The sequence below is a fragment of the Streptomyces sp. NPDC107562 genome, from assembly GCF_055657325.1.
Genome location: NZ_JBVKBE010000011.1, coordinates 169,915 through 183,776 on the forward strand (window position 1 = coordinate 169,915; position 13,862 = coordinate 183,776).

The 13,862-nt window shown below is 70.7% G+C and carries 11 protein-coding genes; 6 read left to right on the top strand and 5 right to left on the bottom strand.

What is annotated here, in order from left to right:
• Positions 1-116: 116 nt before the first annotated feature.
• The gene (locus tag ACZ7LV_RS27515) at positions 117-560 is read right to left on the bottom strand and encodes a hypothetical protein (protein WP_471943040.1); all 444 of its coding nucleotides are present in this window, start codon (positions 558-560) and stop codon (positions 117-119) included.
• Between the two features lie 611 nt (positions 561-1,171).
• On the opposite strand from ACZ7LV_RS27515, the gene ACZ7LV_RS27520 reads away from it, so the two are divergent.
• A complete protein-coding gene (locus ACZ7LV_RS27520; RefSeq protein ID WP_471943042.1) occupies positions 1,172-2,179 on the top strand; it encodes a helix-turn-helix domain-containing protein in 1,008 nt (335 codons plus the stop codon).
• Positions 2,180-2,538: 359 nt separating this feature from the next.
• Here ACZ7LV_RS27520 and ACZ7LV_RS27525 read toward each other — a convergent pair whose 3' ends face one another.
• Positions 2,539-3,171 (bottom strand): response regulator transcription factor, encoded by a 633-nt coding sequence (locus ACZ7LV_RS27525; RefSeq protein ID WP_471943044.1) that lies wholly within the window; start codon positions 3,169-3,171, stop codon positions 2,539-2,541.
• Complete coding sequence (locus ACZ7LV_RS27530) at positions 3,171-4,442, bottom strand: sensor histidine kinase (RefSeq protein WP_471943220.1); 1,272 nt, start codon at positions 4,440-4,442, stop codon at positions 3,171-3,173. Before ACZ7LV_RS27530 ends, ACZ7LV_RS27525 begins: the two co-directional genes overlap by 1 nt.
• 199 nt (positions 4,443-4,641) lie before the next feature.
• On the opposite strand from ACZ7LV_RS27530, the gene ACZ7LV_RS27535 reads away from it, so the two are divergent.
• Positions 4,642-5,379, top strand: a complete 738-nt coding sequence (locus ACZ7LV_RS27535; protein ID WP_471943045.1) for an ABC transporter ATP-binding protein — start codon at positions 4,642-4,644, stop codon at positions 5,377-5,379.
• Positions 5,373-7,829: an FtsX-like permease family protein gene (locus tag ACZ7LV_RS27540; RefSeq protein WP_471943047.1), complete on the top strand. Its 2,457-nt coding sequence runs from the start codon at positions 5,373-5,375 to the stop codon at positions 7,827-7,829. Before ACZ7LV_RS27535 ends, ACZ7LV_RS27540 begins: the two co-directional genes overlap by 7 nt.
• Before the next feature lie 88 nt (positions 7,830-7,917).
• Here ACZ7LV_RS27540 and ACZ7LV_RS27545 read toward each other — a convergent pair whose 3' ends face one another.
• Together ACZ7LV_RS27545 and ACZ7LV_RS27550 are read right to left on the bottom strand one after the other, a co-directional pair.
• Complete coding sequence (locus tag ACZ7LV_RS27545; protein ID WP_471943049.1) at positions 7,918-8,448, bottom strand: GNAT family N-acetyltransferase; 531 nt, start codon at positions 8,446-8,448, stop codon at positions 7,918-7,920.
• A gap of 112 nt (positions 8,449-8,560) precedes the next feature.
• Positions 8,561-9,409 (bottom strand): SDR family NAD(P)-dependent oxidoreductase, encoded by an 849-nt coding sequence (locus ACZ7LV_RS27550; RefSeq protein ID WP_471943051.1) that lies wholly within the window; start codon positions 9,407-9,409, stop codon positions 8,561-8,563.
• 149 nt (positions 9,410-9,558) lie between these two features.
• Between ACZ7LV_RS27550 and ACZ7LV_RS27555 the strand changes: the two genes are divergently transcribed.
• The 3 genes from ACZ7LV_RS27555 to ACZ7LV_RS27565 all read left to right on the top strand — a co-directional run bounded on the left by ACZ7LV_RS27555 (position 9,559) and on the right by ACZ7LV_RS27565 (position 13,275).
• A complete protein-coding gene (locus tag ACZ7LV_RS27555) occupies positions 9,559-10,377 on the top strand; it encodes a helix-turn-helix transcriptional regulator (RefSeq protein WP_471943053.1) in 819 nt (272 codons plus the stop codon).
• A 565-nt stretch (positions 10,378-10,942) separates the two neighbouring features.
• Positions 10,943-11,113: a hypothetical protein gene (locus ACZ7LV_RS27560; RefSeq protein ID WP_471943055.1), complete on the top strand. Its 171-nt coding sequence runs from the start codon at positions 10,943-10,945 to the stop codon at positions 11,111-11,113.
• A gap of 47 nt (positions 11,114-11,160) precedes the next feature.
• Positions 11,161-13,275, top strand: coding sequence for a SpoIIE family protein phosphatase (locus tag ACZ7LV_RS27565; RefSeq protein ID WP_471943056.1), 2,115 nt, complete (start codon positions 11,161-11,163; stop codon positions 13,273-13,275).
• Positions 13,276-13,862: the final 587 nt, after the last annotated feature.

The following is a 13,862-nucleotide window of genomic DNA, read 5'->3' on the forward strand; positions in this document are numbered from 1 at the left end:
CACAGTCTCCAAGGGCACGGCTGATCTCGCCTAGCAGAGCGCCCACGGCACGGACGACTCCTCCGTGCCGCCGGCGCGGTCGACTGATGAGGCACCCTCCGACAGCCTTGCGCCGGTCAGGAATCGTGCGCACGCTCGCCGGGCTCCGTCATGGTGGCTCCCCGTCCCGGGGTGATACGCCGGTACGCGGCATGAGCGTGGACCAGGCGCGCCACCGCCGTGCCGACGAGGGCTGCGCTGAACAGGCAGACGAGCCACAACGTGTCGCGGTGCCCGGCCCAGGTGAGGGTGCCGGCGGGCGGGATGGCGAAGCCGTTGAGGAAGAGCCAGCACATTACGGCCGTCCCGGGCGCGGCAGCGAAGCGCGCGCACGAGCCCAGCAACAAGGCGAGCAGCGACAGGCCGGCCAAGGCGATCCCCGGACGGTCCGGACCGACGACGGTATTGAGGACGGCCACCAGCACCAGGGCGCCGCTGCATGCCGCCACCCATACCAGCGGGGTAGCGACGGGTTGCGGAACAGGCCTGGCCCCGGCACCGAGGGACACCCACTCGATCATGCTGACGCTTCCTCACCACACTCCCCCATCCACCGCGAGGAGCAACCCTGCCGCGGCGGCCGTGGGACACCTTTCCTGGCCCGCGTATTGTCCCACTGCCCTGGACAGGCAGGTGCACCATCAACCGTATTGAGGAACTCAGGTCAGGATGCCGTAGCGGTCGGGGCCCCTTACCGACTCACCGCTCGGGCGACCGTGACCAGGGGCGACATCACCGTCGAGAAAGTGGCCGACCCCCTTGCGCTGGAGAACTCGCGCATGCACCGCCCGGTCGGCCGTTCATCTCCGCCCGGCACCTGGCTTGGCGGACCGAACCATGCATGGGTCTCATGATGTCCTCACATGCCTCGTCGTCAGCGCCGGTCCTGGCTGTCGGCGAGGGCACGGTTTCCGTAGCAGTGCCCGGCGCCACGCCAGGAGTGCGGTCACGGGGCAAGGTGCCGTGGCCGGGCCCCCGGCGCGCGGGGGCTTCGGGCCACGGCCCGGGACGGCTGAGACGAGACGAGACGACGGGCATAGCATGGGGCTCTCTGCCAGGCTCCGTGACATGGTGAGTTGTTGGGGGAACGAACCGTCGTGCCATCTAGCCGGTACGGACGAGAGTCCGTCGTATGAGCTCCGTCCTGGACACATCCTTCATACCGCAGCAGGACCGGGAGGAGACGATCCGCTCGGCGCTGTGGGAATCCTTCGTTCGGGTCGAAGTCGACCACCATCCTCCGGACGGCGACATCTCCGTGCGGATGGCTCTCGGTGCCGTCGGACCGATGAGGACCTGCTCGGCGGAGTCGACGGCGGTCACCGTCCGCCGGACCACTCGGCTGGCTCGCGAGAACGAGGAGCCGGCGGTCTTCGTCGGTCTGCAGATGTCGGGGACCAGCGTGGTGGAGCAGCACGGCCGCCAGTCCCTGCTACGGCCGCAGAACCTCACGGTGTACGAGTCGATCGCGCCCTACACCCTGCACTTCGACCGGGCTCTCGACCATCACTTCCTGCGCATCCCTCGGGCGGCGCTCGCGCTCCCCGAACGAGTCCTGCGAGACATCGCCGCGGTTCCGCTCGGCTCCGACAACCCTGTCGCGCACCTGGCTTTTCGGTATTTCGCCGAACTCGCCACCAGCGAGGCCAGTTTGAGCGGGGTGTACGCCGAGGCGGTTGTCCAGCCGAGCATCGAACTGCTGCGGGCCGCTGTGACGTCCCAACTCGGAGGGTCACGGATCACTCGTGGGGCGCTGCGGGCCTCTCTCGGGCTGCGGATTGCCCAGTACTTACGGGAGCACCTCGCCGACCCGAATCTGTCGGCCGCGCGGATCGCCGCCGCGCACGGCATCTCGGTACGGCATCTCTACACAGTGCTCGCAGAGTCGGGCATCAGCCTCGGCGACTGGATCCGCTCCCAGCGGCTGGCAGAGTGCAGAAGAGAGCTGGCTGGACCGGGCGGGCGCCTGCGGACCGTCGCCGCGATAGCCCGCAGTTGGGGTTTCGCTGACCCGACCCACTTCAGCAAGGTGTTCAAACGGACGTACGGCATCTCACCACGGGAGTGGCGGGAGCACCACCACCCCGGGCCATCGAGGCGCGGGGCAGGACGTGGCGCCCTGAAGGTGGACATGCCCTGACGATGGCGTCATCCGCCGAGCTTGGGCGGCCCTGTGGAGCCGTCGACCGGCTGGTCGACGGCCTTCACCGAAGTGGGCCCGCACATCGGCGGCCGCACCATCGCAGCGGCCTCCGGCGGGCCGGCGCCCGACCTCACGGCCTCGCCGCTCGGTGGGAGGCTCTCGTCTCGATCAGCGAGGCTTGGCGAGAGGACCGTGACCTGCCGGAAAGGGTGAGAGGGCTGATGTCGGTCCTGCCGCGCCGAAGTCGCGCCCGGGCGCTGCAGGGAACACGGCGTTCTCGTCGAACAGCTTGCGGCACTGGAGGCACTGTGAGAGCCGGCCGGGGAAGCCGGTGCCCCTGTGTGCCGCCGTCGGGGTCAGGCCCGCAGATAGGTGAGCACGGCCAGGACCCTGCGATGGGTCTTGTCCGTCGGAGGCAGGTCCAGCTTGGTGAGGATGTTGCCGATGTGCTTGCCGATGGCCGCTTCGGAAACCACCAGCTCCTTGGCGATCGCGCCGTTGGACTTGCCTTCGGCGATCAGTGCCAGCACCTCGCTTTCGCGCGGGGTGAGTTGCTCCAGTGGATCGCGGCGGCGGCGCAGCAACTGGCGTACCACCTCGGGGTCGACCACTGTCCCGCCGTCCGCCACCTTGTGCAGCGCCTCCACGAACTCCTCCACCTGCCCGACCCGGTCCTTGAGCAGATAGCCCACGCCTGATCCGTCGCCGGAGTCCAGGAGTTCGGCGGCGTACGTCCTCTGCACGTACTGGCTGAGGACCAGGACCGGGAGTGTGGGGCGCTGCTCGCGCAGCCGTACTGCCGCGTGCAGCCCTTCGTCCTGGAAACCGGGCGGCATGCGTACGTCCGTCACCACGATGTCGGGGGCGTGCTCCTCCACAGCGGCAGTCAGTGCCCGCGCGTCCCCGACGGCCGACACCACCTCGTGGCCGCAGCGGCTGAGCAGGCCGATGAGTCCTTCCCGCAGGAGCACGCTGTCTTCGGCCAGCACTACGCGGAGCGATCGGCCGCCTCGGTCAACTCGCAAGGAAACTCCACACGCAACAGAGTCGGTCCACCTGGCGGACTGGTCAGGGCAAGTCTGCCATCCAGGACCGAGACCCGGTCCGCGAGACCGGTGAGGCCGCTGCCCGCCGAGGGGTCCGCGCCTCCGCAGCCGTCGTCGCGCACCTCGAGGAACAGGCGTCCGTCGCGATGGCCGCCGCTCACCTGCGCGCGCTCGGCCCCGCTGTGCTTGGCGACGTTGGCCAGCGCCTCGCAGACCACGAAGTACGCGGCGGATTCGACCGCCTCGGTTGGCCGGCCGGACAGTTCGAGGTCGACCTCGACGGGGACCACGCAGCGGTCGGCGGCGTCGGCGACCGCAGCCTGAAGCCCGTAGTCCGTGAGGACCTTGGGGTGGATGCCATGGATGAGCTCGCGCAGCTCCACGAGCGCGTTGCCCGCCTCCTCGTGGACCTTGGTGAGCTGGTCGGCGAGTGGGCCGGGCGGCGCATCGAGGCGGGCCAGCCCGAGAGCCATCGTCACGGCTACGAGGCGCTGTTGGGCGCCGTCGTGCAGGTCGCGCTCGATTCGGCGACGCTCGGCCTCGAAGGCCTCGACCAACCGGACGCGGGAGCGCGCCAGTTCGACCACCTCGGCGTCGAGCTCGCCCTCACGCGAGGCGATCAGCAGCCGGGTCAGCTCGGCGCGGGCGCCCGCCGTGACGCCGAGCAAATAGGCGCACAGGGCCATGAGGAGCAGACCCAGTAAAGCGACGCCGAAGGCGGTCGGCCATGTGGTGACCGTCCACTGCTTGAGCACCTTCGCCTCGTGGCCGTCGCCCACCGTGGCCATCACCAGCGGGGTGGCGGCCATGGACACCGGGAAGAGCAGGGCGACCGTGATGGCCAGGGCGTCGACCGGCCACAGCAGTCCGGCGAACAGCAGCGCGTACCCGAGTTCCCGCCAGGTCCCCTTTTCGCGCAGCCGGGTGGTCAGCCAGGCCCTGAGGCCCGGCGCGGTCGGCACCTTGTGCCCGCCGGGCACCGGGTCGCGGTCGATCAGGCGCAGTCTGCGCCGCTCCGCCTCGGCCACCGGGATCCCGCTGAGGGCGACCACCACGAGCAGGGGCAGCCCTACCAGGACGAGGGCGAGCGCACCGCCGACCGCTGCCACCGTCACGATCCCCACCAAGGTGGCGACGCCGGTCACCGCGCCGGTCAGCAGATACGCGGCGGCGCGCCAGGGCCAGGCCGACAGCAGGAAGCCCGGCCGGGACATGGCCTGCCACACATTCCGAGGGTGCATGTGCATGACCGTATGGGGCCGCACCGGTCCGGTGCCATCGGTCCTGGGTCCGTATCGGGGGTAGGCCTGGCACTACCCCAAGTCTCGACCGGGCCGTACTGCGTCGTGCGGGGCTCTCGCGGTTTCGTGGAGCCGACAACGAGACGAGGAGCAAGCACTGGTGGGGGAACTCATGAGCAACGACGCGGTCCGGTTGCACTCCGTAATCCGGCGATACGGCTCGGGCGGCACATCCGTCACCGCCCTCGACCAGGTGTCGCTCACCTTCCCGAGGGAGACCTTCACCGCCGTGATGGGCCCGTCCGGGTCCGGCAAGTCGACCCTGCTGCAGTGCGCCGCGGGCCTCGACCAGCCCACATCGGGCTCGGTCACCGTGGGCGGCACCGAGCTGACCAGGCTGAGCGAGACCCAGCTGACCCTGCTGCGCCGCGAACGCATCGGCTTCGTCTTCCAGGCGTTCAACCTGCTGCCCTCGCTGACCGCCGAGCAGAACGTGGCCCTGCCGCTACGGCTGGCCGGCCGCCGCCCGAAGAAGACCCACGTGCGCGAGGTGCTCGAACAGGTCGGACTCGGCGACCGTGCCCGGCACCGGCCGACGGAGATGTCCGGCGGCCAGCAACAGCGGGTCGCTCTGGCCCGCGCCCTGATCACCTGCCCCGACGTGCTGTTCGGCGACGAGCCGACCGGCGCACTCGACTCGCAGACCAGCCGCGAGGTGCTGACCCTGCTGCGCGGCATGGTCGACGAGAACGGCCAGACGATCGTCATGGTCAGCCACGACCCCGTCGCCGCCTCCTACGCCGACCGCGTCGTCTTCCTCGTCGACGGCCGTGTCAACGGCGAGCTCATCGGCGCCTCCGCCGAGGACGTCGCGGCGCGTATGACCGAGCTGGAGGCGGCACCGTGCTGAGCACCACGCTGCGCACCCTGCGCACCCGCTGGGTCACGTTTCTCGGCAGCTTCGTCGCCCTCTGCCTGGGCGTCGCGCTGATCGCCGTCATGGGACTGGTGCTGGCATCCTCGCTGGACGCACCTGACCGGAAGCCGGAACGTTTCGCCGCCGCGCCGGTGGTGGTCAAGGGCCAGGACACCCTCACGGTGCCCACCGCGGTCGGCGACCGCACCCGGAAACTCGCGCAGCCGCGTGCCGTGCCCGACGACGCGGTGGCGAAGCTGCGGGACCTCGGGACCGTGGTCGAGGACCGGGCGTTCGCCGTACGGGCCGAGGGCGGGCCCGCCGATCTGGTGGGCCACCCCTGGTCCACCGCGGCCTTCGCGCCGTACGAGCTCGACGCGGGACGCGCGCCCGAGGCCGCGGACGAGGTCGTCGTCAGCGGTGACTGGGCCCGTCCGGGCACCCGGGTGCGGACCGGGCGCGGCACCGTGCGCGTCGTCGGCACCGTGACCGGACTCGGCTTCGAGAACGCCGTGTTCTACACCGACACCCGAGCCGCCCGCCTGTCGCCGCGCAGCCTCCAGCTCGTGGTCGACGCCGATGCGGCGGCCGTGCGCGAGGCGGTGCGCGGCAGCGAGGGCGTGCGGGTCCTCACCGGGGACGCGCGCCGGTACGCCGACGCGGACCCCGACCGGGACAGCGAGGCCCTCACCGCGATGAACGCCATGTTCGGCACGGCCGGCGGCGTCACCGGATTCGTGTCGGTGTTCGTGGTGGCCTCGACCTTCGCGTTCGCGGTGGCCCAGCGGCGCCGCGAGTTCGGGCTGCTGCGCACCGCCGGGGCGACCCCGGGGCAGATCCGCCGCATGGTCGTCCACGAGGCGTTCGTGATCGGTGTGCTCGCGTCGGCCACCGGCTGTGTACTCGGTTCCTACGGGGCTCCTGAGCTCGCCGCTCGGGCGGTCGACGAAAGCCTCGCCCCACGCTGGTTCATCATCGGCGACTACACCTGGCCCTACCACATGGCGTTCTGGACCGGCCTGTTCGTGGCCCTGTGCGGTGTGCTGGCCGCGTGCCGGCGGGCGGGACGCACCGGCCCCATGGAGGCACTGCGTGAGGCATCCGTGGACACCCGGCCCATGACACGGGGCCGCTGGCTCTTCGGCGCGGCCCTGCTGATCACCGCCGCGGTGACACTGGCCCTGGCCCTGGTCACGAACCCGGGCGAGCTGCTGCAGCGCAAGACCTATGTGAGCCGACCGATGCTGCTGATCACCGCGTTCGCGCTGCTCGCCCCGGTGCTCGTGCGGCCACTTGCCCGGCTGATCGCCTGGCTTCCGGCCCAACTGCCGGGCGCCGCCGGGGTGCTGATGCGGGAGAACGCCGCCACCGGGGTGCGCCGCACCGCCGCCGTCGCGGCGCCCGTACTGATCACGGTCGCGCTGGCGGGCTCGCTGCTGGGCGCCACCGCGACCCTCAACGAGGCCAGGGCCGGCGAAGTGCGTGAGCGGACGGCCGCCGACTTCGTGGTCGCTCCGGCGGGCGACACCGGTTTCGACGAGGCGACACTGCGGCGGTTGCAGGCCGTGGCCGGTGCCGGGGTCTCGGCGAGCTCGTCCAGCGCCGTGTACGTCCTGGAGGACGGCGTGGCGCTCATCAGGTCCGACGCCAGGGCCGTCGAGCCGGAACCGCTCGCGGCAACGGCGCATCTCCCCCTCACCGCAGGGAGGTTGAGCAGCCTGGACGACGACTCGATCATCGTCAACGAGGAGTGGAAGAAGCACACCGTGGGCGAGCGTGTCGACGTGTGGCTCGGCGACGGCACGAGGAAGACCCTGAAGATCGCCGCGGTCATGCCCATCGGCACCGGCAACAACGGCGTCTACGTCACCCCGCGCAACGCCCCCACGGCACCCGTCGACCGGGTCGACGTACGCCTCGCGGACGGGGCCGACGCGGGCGCTGTGGCCGCCGGTCTGCGTCAGGCGATAAGGCCATCGGGCGGGGAGGTGTTCACCAGGGACGCCTGGGTGCGGGCGGCGTACCCCGAAACCAGCCGGACGACCCGGATGGGCTTCTTCCTGGTCCTCGGGATCGCTCTTCTCTACACCGGCATCTCGCTGGCCAACACGATAGTCATGGATACCTCCGACCGGGTCCGCGAGTTGGCTGTGCTGCGGCTGGCCGGCGCCACCAAGTGGCAGGTGCTACGCCTGGTGGGCGCCGAGGCGCTGATGGTGGTCATGGTCGGCGGACTGCTGGGAGCGCTGGTCGCCGGGCTCAACCTGATGGGCATGTGGAGCGCGCTGGGCCTGCTCTCGGTGTGGACGCCGATCGAAATCCCGTGGACGACGCTCGCGGCGGTCCTGGGGGCCTGCGCGGTGCTCGCCGTGATCTCGGCGGTCGTTCCGGCCGGTCTCTCCCTTCGCCGCGGGGCCGTGGAGCAGGCGGGCGCACGGGAGTGACGTCGTCGTGTCCTCTTCCGCGGGACTGTCCGAGCCGGAGGACTTCCCTACACAAGAGCAGACGAAACCGGCCGAGCCCGGACCGGCATCAGGACCTCAGCAGTCCGCCCACCCACCAGTCGTGCGGCTTGCCGTCGTTGGCGATGCTGCGGTTGCGTAGCGTCCCTTCGACGGTGAAGCCGAGCTTTTCGGCGACGGCACGCGAGCCGGTGTTCCCTGCCATGGCCCACCACTCGATGCGGTGAACGTCGAGGGTGTCCCAGCCCCAGTCGCACAGAGCCCGAGCGGCCTCCACCGAATACCCGTGTCCGCGCTGTTCCTTGACCGCCCAGTAGCCGAGCTCCCAGACGCCGCGGCTGACGAGGGTCAGGCAGTACGAGCCGACCAGGGCGCCGGTGTCCTTGCGGAACGCGCCGAGGGTGTAGTCCCTGTCCTCGGCCCACCGAGCGGGCAGCTTCTCGCCGACGAGTTTCTCCGCGTCCGCACGCCGGTACGGCACCGGCACCGGCGTGTAGTACTGGATGTCCTCGTCCTGGCAGGCCTCGTACACCGCATCCACGTCGGCAGGTGTGAAGGCCCGCAGCACCAGACGGTCGGTCTCAAGCGTCACTGGATCCATCGCGGCAGTATGACCACCAACGACAAGCGGCAACCAGCGAATATCCCGACCGAGTCGTGGCGGCCGGACCGTGGAGCCGGATCTACGACTTGTGCCGCCCCACCGGGCCCGCTCATGAAACGCCCGGCTTGCCCTGCGCGAGGCGCGCGACGTGGTCCCACTGCTCCAGTCCGGCGAGCCGACCGGAATACTCGGCGCGTAGGGCTTCCAGACCGCCGGTGCCGAACAGCACCCGCAGGGGCGGCTCAGGTGTCTCCGCGAGCGCGAGCAGGGCTTCGGCCGTCGCCGCAGGATCGCCAGGCGCGAGGCCCGCAGCTGCCGCCCCCGCGTAGAGCGCCTCCCGGGCATGAGCGTACGCGGGGTCCTGCCGTGCCTGCGGGGACGCGGTGGCAAGACCGGTGGGGAACATGACCGGCTCGATCAGAGTGACGTGTATGCCGTACGCGGCCACTTCGGCCGCCAGTGACTCGCTCACTGCCTCCAGGGCCCACTTGGAGGCCTGGTAGATGCCGAGCGCCGGATACGCGACCAGACCTCCGAGCGAGGAGACCTGCAGGATCCGGCCCGCACGACGCTCCCGCATTCCGGGCAGCACGGCCCTGGTGGCCCACAGCGCGCCGAAGTAGTTGACGTCCATCTGTGCGCGGGCCTGCTCCTCCTCGATCTCCTCGACGGCACCGACCAGCATGTGACCCGCATTGTTGACCAGCACGTCGATCCCGCCGAACGCCTCCTCGGCGCTCCGCACGGCCACATCGACAGCCGCGGAGTCGCGGACGTCGAGCTGCAACGGCAGAACGCGGTCGCCGTGGCGCTTCGCCAGTGGCGCCAGCGCCGCCGTGTCACGCGCGGTCGCCGCCAGCCGGTCACCGCGGTCGAGGATCGCCTCGGCCCAGATCGCGCCGAGTCCGCGAGAGGCTCCGGTGAGGAACCAGGTCCGGGAATTTGCTGCCGTGCTCATGAGGATTTTCCCCTCGTCATGGTCGTCCGACCGGGAGGTTCCCGGCACGACGACGAGCCTGTCGCCGATCGGAGACAGCAGGCAGAGTCGCCTTACCCAGGGATCGGCGGTCTCTGGCTGCCGCCATGGGCGCGACGCAGACTTGAAGGGTGGACACCAAGCAGTTGGCGGACTTCCTGCGGGTGCGCAGGGAGGCGCTCAGCCCTGCGGACGTGGGCCTTCGGGAGACCCGACGCCGACGTACTCCCGGACTGCGTCGTGAGGAGGTCGCACACCTGGCCGACATCTCCGCGGACTACTACACCCGTCTGGAACAGGATCGCGCGCCGCAGCCGTCGCCCGGTGTATTGCGGGCGATCACCAGAGCACTGCGCCTGACCCTGGACGAGCGCGACCACCTCTTCCGGCTCGCCGGGCATCAGCCGCCGGACCGCATACGGTCGGACGACCACGTTGCACCGAGCCTGCTGGGTGTCCTGGACCGTCTCTCCGACATCCCGGCTCAGGTCATGACCGATCTCGGCGCCACCCTGGCCCAGAACGAACTGGCTCGGGCCGTCTTCGGTGACCTCACCCGGCTGCGCAGTCCCGTGGGCACGGTGATCTACCGCTGGTTCACAGATCCCGGTGCCCGCGCTGGATACCCGGTCCAGGACCACGCGACGGAATCCCGGGCGCTCGTCGCCGACCTGCGGGCTGCCGTCGTCCGCCGCGACGACGCCCAGGCGGAGGACTTGGTGGAGCGGCTGCTACGGGCGAGTGCCGAGTTCGAGGCCCTGTGGCGTCTGCATGCGGTGGGAGTCATGCGTAGCAGGCGCAAGCGGATCCAGCACCCCGAGGTCGGACTGCTGGAACTCGACTGCCAGGTGCTCCTGGACGAGGAACGCACTCAGGTCCTCGCCCTCTTCTCCCCAGCGGCGGGCACTCCCACGGCAGAGCGTCTGGGTCGTGTCCGCTGGATCCTCTGACTGGGCTGCGGGTGGCTCGCTCCGGCCGACGTGAGGCGGGCTGATCCTTCGGACGACTCGCCGACAGCGCGCCGCATCGCCCCCGCTCTCCCCCTCCTCGCCGCGTCAGTGCTCGGTGGCGCCGGTTGGCTGGAAGATGTCGGGGAGGCCGTTCTGGTCCTCGTCGAGGTCTTCTTCCTCGTACAGGCGGCGGTAGATCCCGTTGCGCCGCCTGATGAGCAGGGGCGCCGGGGCTGTGGCGTAAGTGAGCCGATCAGCACCGCGTGCTCGGCCGCGGACGGACCGGGCAAGGCGAGTTCGCCGTTGAGCGGGGCGACGGTGAAGCCGATGCCGGCGAGGACCGCGAGTGCTCCGAGATCGGCCCAGGCGAGGTCCGAACGGCTCCAGCAGCGCGCCAGGCCCTCGCCGGCGGGGTGCTTGGTCATGACCGCGGAGGGCGCGATCGGCGTACGACAGTCCGATTACCGAACGCTGTCGACTTGCCGCTCTATGTCGCCGAGCGCTGTCGGCCGCCGCCCCGGTCTGCCGCTGTGCCGTCACGCCGGTAGGGGCATACCGTCCAAGTATGGGCGACTTCACGGACGCCAAGGCGCACCAGATCCCGGAGGCCGTCGCACCGCAGGAAGCAGCCAGGTGGGCGGAGGTCGACACGGGGCTGGGCACCGGCGCGGAAGCGGCCCGTGCCCCCTTCGGAGGCGCCGGCACAGCCACGGCACCCGTCGCAGGAATCAGGTAGCAGTCATGCAGTCACCCTCAGGGGCCCCTAGCGGTGCTGAAACCGCCATGGAGAACGTGGGAGCGCCACTGTCCGACGTGGTGCGTGAAACCCGCGCGTCGGTCGGCCTGCTCTACCTCCGGCCGCCAGGGGCACGGCTGCTGTGTCTGGCGCTGGTCTGCGGCGTCTCCCCGGAGATCGCCGCTCCCTGGACGCGGGTGCCCATGGACGCATTGTCACCGGTCACGGACGCCATACGCGAAGGGCACCTGCTCTGGCTCCGCAGCCAGGAGGAGATGGCGCGTCGCTATCCGCAGATCGGTCTCGTACTCCCCTACGACTTCATGCTCGCCGCAGCCCCTGTCCCCACCGGCAGCACCGCCGTACAGGGCGGCATCGCACTGCTGTGGCCCGCCCGGCACCCGCCACACCTCAGCCCCCAGCAGCACGAGGCGATCACCACGTGCTGCCGGGACATGGGAGCCCTTCTCAAGCGGGCGGCCGACGACGGTCATCCGGTGTTGCCGCCGGATGAGCCCTGGATGCTTCCCGCACTGTCGGCACAGGCGAGCTCCGGCCGGGCCATGGCCGCTTACGAGTTCGCCGAGCGTCTTCCCGTCGGCTGCTGCGCTCTGGACCTGGACGGCCGGATCACCTTCATCAACTCCGCCGGCGCTCAGCTGGTGGGCGCCGACGCCGCCTACCTGGTGGGCAATCGCCCCTGGGAGGTGCTGCCGTGGCTGCGGGCCCCGGTCTGCGAGGACAGCTACCGAGCAGCGGCCGTCACCCGCCGACCCGCCGGCTTCACCGCCGTGCGCCCGCCGGACACGGCCCTGCATTTCCAGCTCTACCCCGGCGACAACGGCATCAGCATCCACATCACACCAGCCGCCCAACGGCCGGACGCTCCACAGTCCGCCACGCCGGTCGGCGCCATGGCGCTGTACCACCTGACACACCTGGCCGTCGTACTCGCCGAGGCCGTAGGCGTCCACGACGTGATCGACCTCGTCGCCGACCAGATCGTGCCCGCCTTCGGCCCCCAGGGCCTGGTCCTGATGACGGCAGACGAAGGGCGCCTGCACATCGCCGGCCACCGCGGCTACGACCCCGACTTCCTCAGCCGCTTCGACGGCACGCCGCTGGCGGCGCGCACCCCACCCACCCACGCACTGACCACCGGAGACCCCGCCTTCTTCACCAGCTTCGCCGACTTCCAGCACGCCTACCCCGACGCACCCCGCCACAAAGGACGCAGCGCCTGGGCGTTCCTGCCGCTGACCGCCTCCGGCCGCCTCATCGGCTCTCTAGTCCTCTCCTACGACCAGGAGCGACCCTTCCCCCCGGCCGAACGCGCCCTTCTCACCTCCCTCGCCGGACTGATCGCCCAAGCCCTGGACCGCGCCCGCCTCTACGACACCAAACACGCCCTCGCCCGCACCCTCCAGCAAGGCCTGCTGCCGCACACACTGCCCCACATCCCCGGCCTCGAGGTCGCCGCCCGCTACCTGCCCGCCGGCCACGGAATGGACATCGGCGGCGACTTCTACGACCTCATCCACCCGGCCCCCACCACCGCCGTCGCCGTGATCGGCGACGTCCAAGGACACAACCCCACCGCCGCCGCGCTCATGGGGCAGGTCCGCACCGCCGTGCACTCCTACGCCACCACCGGCACCGCCCCCGACGAAGTCCTCGCCTGCACCAACCGCCTCCTGACCGACCTCGACACCGGACTGTTCACCAGCTGCCTGGCAGTCGAGCTCAGCCTCACCCGCCACCGCGCCCGCCTCGCCAGCGCCGGACACCTCCCACCCCTGCTCCGCCACCCCGACGGACACACCGACGTCCTGCGCACACCACCCGGGCTGCTGCTCGGTATCGACTCCGACGCCGACTACCGCAGCACCGAGATCCCCCTCCCACCCGGAGCCGTCCTCGCCCTGTACACCGACGGACTCGTCGAAATGCCGGGCGTAGACATCGACGACACCATCGACGCTCTCGCCCGTCACCTCGCCACAACCCAGGCACAGGACCTCGACGAACTCGCCGACGCCCTCATCGGCCACGCCGAACGCTCCGCTCCCCGTCATGACGACATCGCCCTCCTCCTCGTCAGCCCCACGGCTCAGCGGGAAAGGCGGCACCCGCCGTCGACGTCTCCGTCCGCCACCCGGTGAAACGCAGCACCGGTCCGCCCAAACGGCCCTCAGGACGGCGAGCCGGTCGGCGCTTCCCCGCGAACCTCACCTTCAGGGGCCTCTTCCGCCACGCCTCGGTCGCATGACGGTTCTCCACTGCGACCACGCCGTCCGGGGCGCGAGCGAGCGGCGGACCTTGCGGTTCATCGCAGTCAAGTGACGGGTGCCCGCCGCCTGGACACCGGCGCCGAACCGTGCCTCGTCCATGCGGAGCAGCCTGGTGGCGGCACAGGGCGGCGCCCGCACGGCCAGCAGTAGGACGCCCCCGACCCGCTGGGGCCCAACAGCGGTCTCATCCCGGTCGACCGAGCAATGCCGGACAGCAGGCACCACCTCGTCGTGGACGAGCAGGGCATCCACTCGCGGTGTCGCTGACCGTCACGAAGCGTCCTCGCCCTCGCCGTCTGCCTGATCGCATTCCGCTGCGTCCAACGCCTTGAGCAGGACCGGTTTTCCCACACCCCAAAAACCACGCCGTTGCCTGCAGGATCAGACTCGAGGTACGAGACCTCGAGGCCGGCAGGCAACGGCGTGTTCTGCGCATCGACCTTCACGCTCGGGCTGGT

What these genes read in the sequence shown, in the direction of transcription:
- ACZ7LV_RS27550 (WP_471943051.1), bottom strand. Translation starts at nt 9,409, where the DNA reads ATGAGCACGGCAGCAAATTCCCGGACCTGGTTCCTCACCGGAGCCTCT.
- ACZ7LV_RS27520 (WP_471943042.1), top strand. Translation starts at nt 1,172, where the DNA reads ATGAGCTCCGTCCTGGACACATCCTTCATACCGCAGCAGGACCGGGAG.
- ACZ7LV_RS27560 (WP_471943055.1), top strand. Translation starts at nt 10,943, where the DNA reads ATGGGCGACTTCACGGACGCCAAGGCGCACCAGATCCCGGAGGCCGTC.
- ACZ7LV_RS27515 (WP_471943040.1), bottom strand. Translation starts at nt 560, where the DNA reads ATGATCGAGTGGGTGTCCCTCGGTGCCGGGGCCAGGCCTGTTCCGCAA.
- ACZ7LV_RS27565 (WP_471943056.1), top strand. Translation starts at nt 11,161, where the DNA reads ATGGAGAACGTGGGAGCGCCACTGTCCGACGTGGTGCGTGAAACCCGC.
- ACZ7LV_RS27530 (WP_471943220.1), bottom strand. Translation starts at nt 4,442, where the DNA reads ATGTCCCGGCCGGGCTTCCTGCTGTCGGCCTGGCCCTGGCGCGCCGCC.
- ACZ7LV_RS27545 (WP_471943049.1), bottom strand. Translation starts at nt 8,448, where the DNA reads ATGGATCCAGTGACGCTTGAGACCGACCGTCTGGTGCTGCGGGCCTTC.
- ACZ7LV_RS27535 (WP_471943045.1), top strand. Translation starts at nt 4,642, where the DNA reads ATGAGCAACGACGCGGTCCGGTTGCACTCCGTAATCCGGCGATACGGC.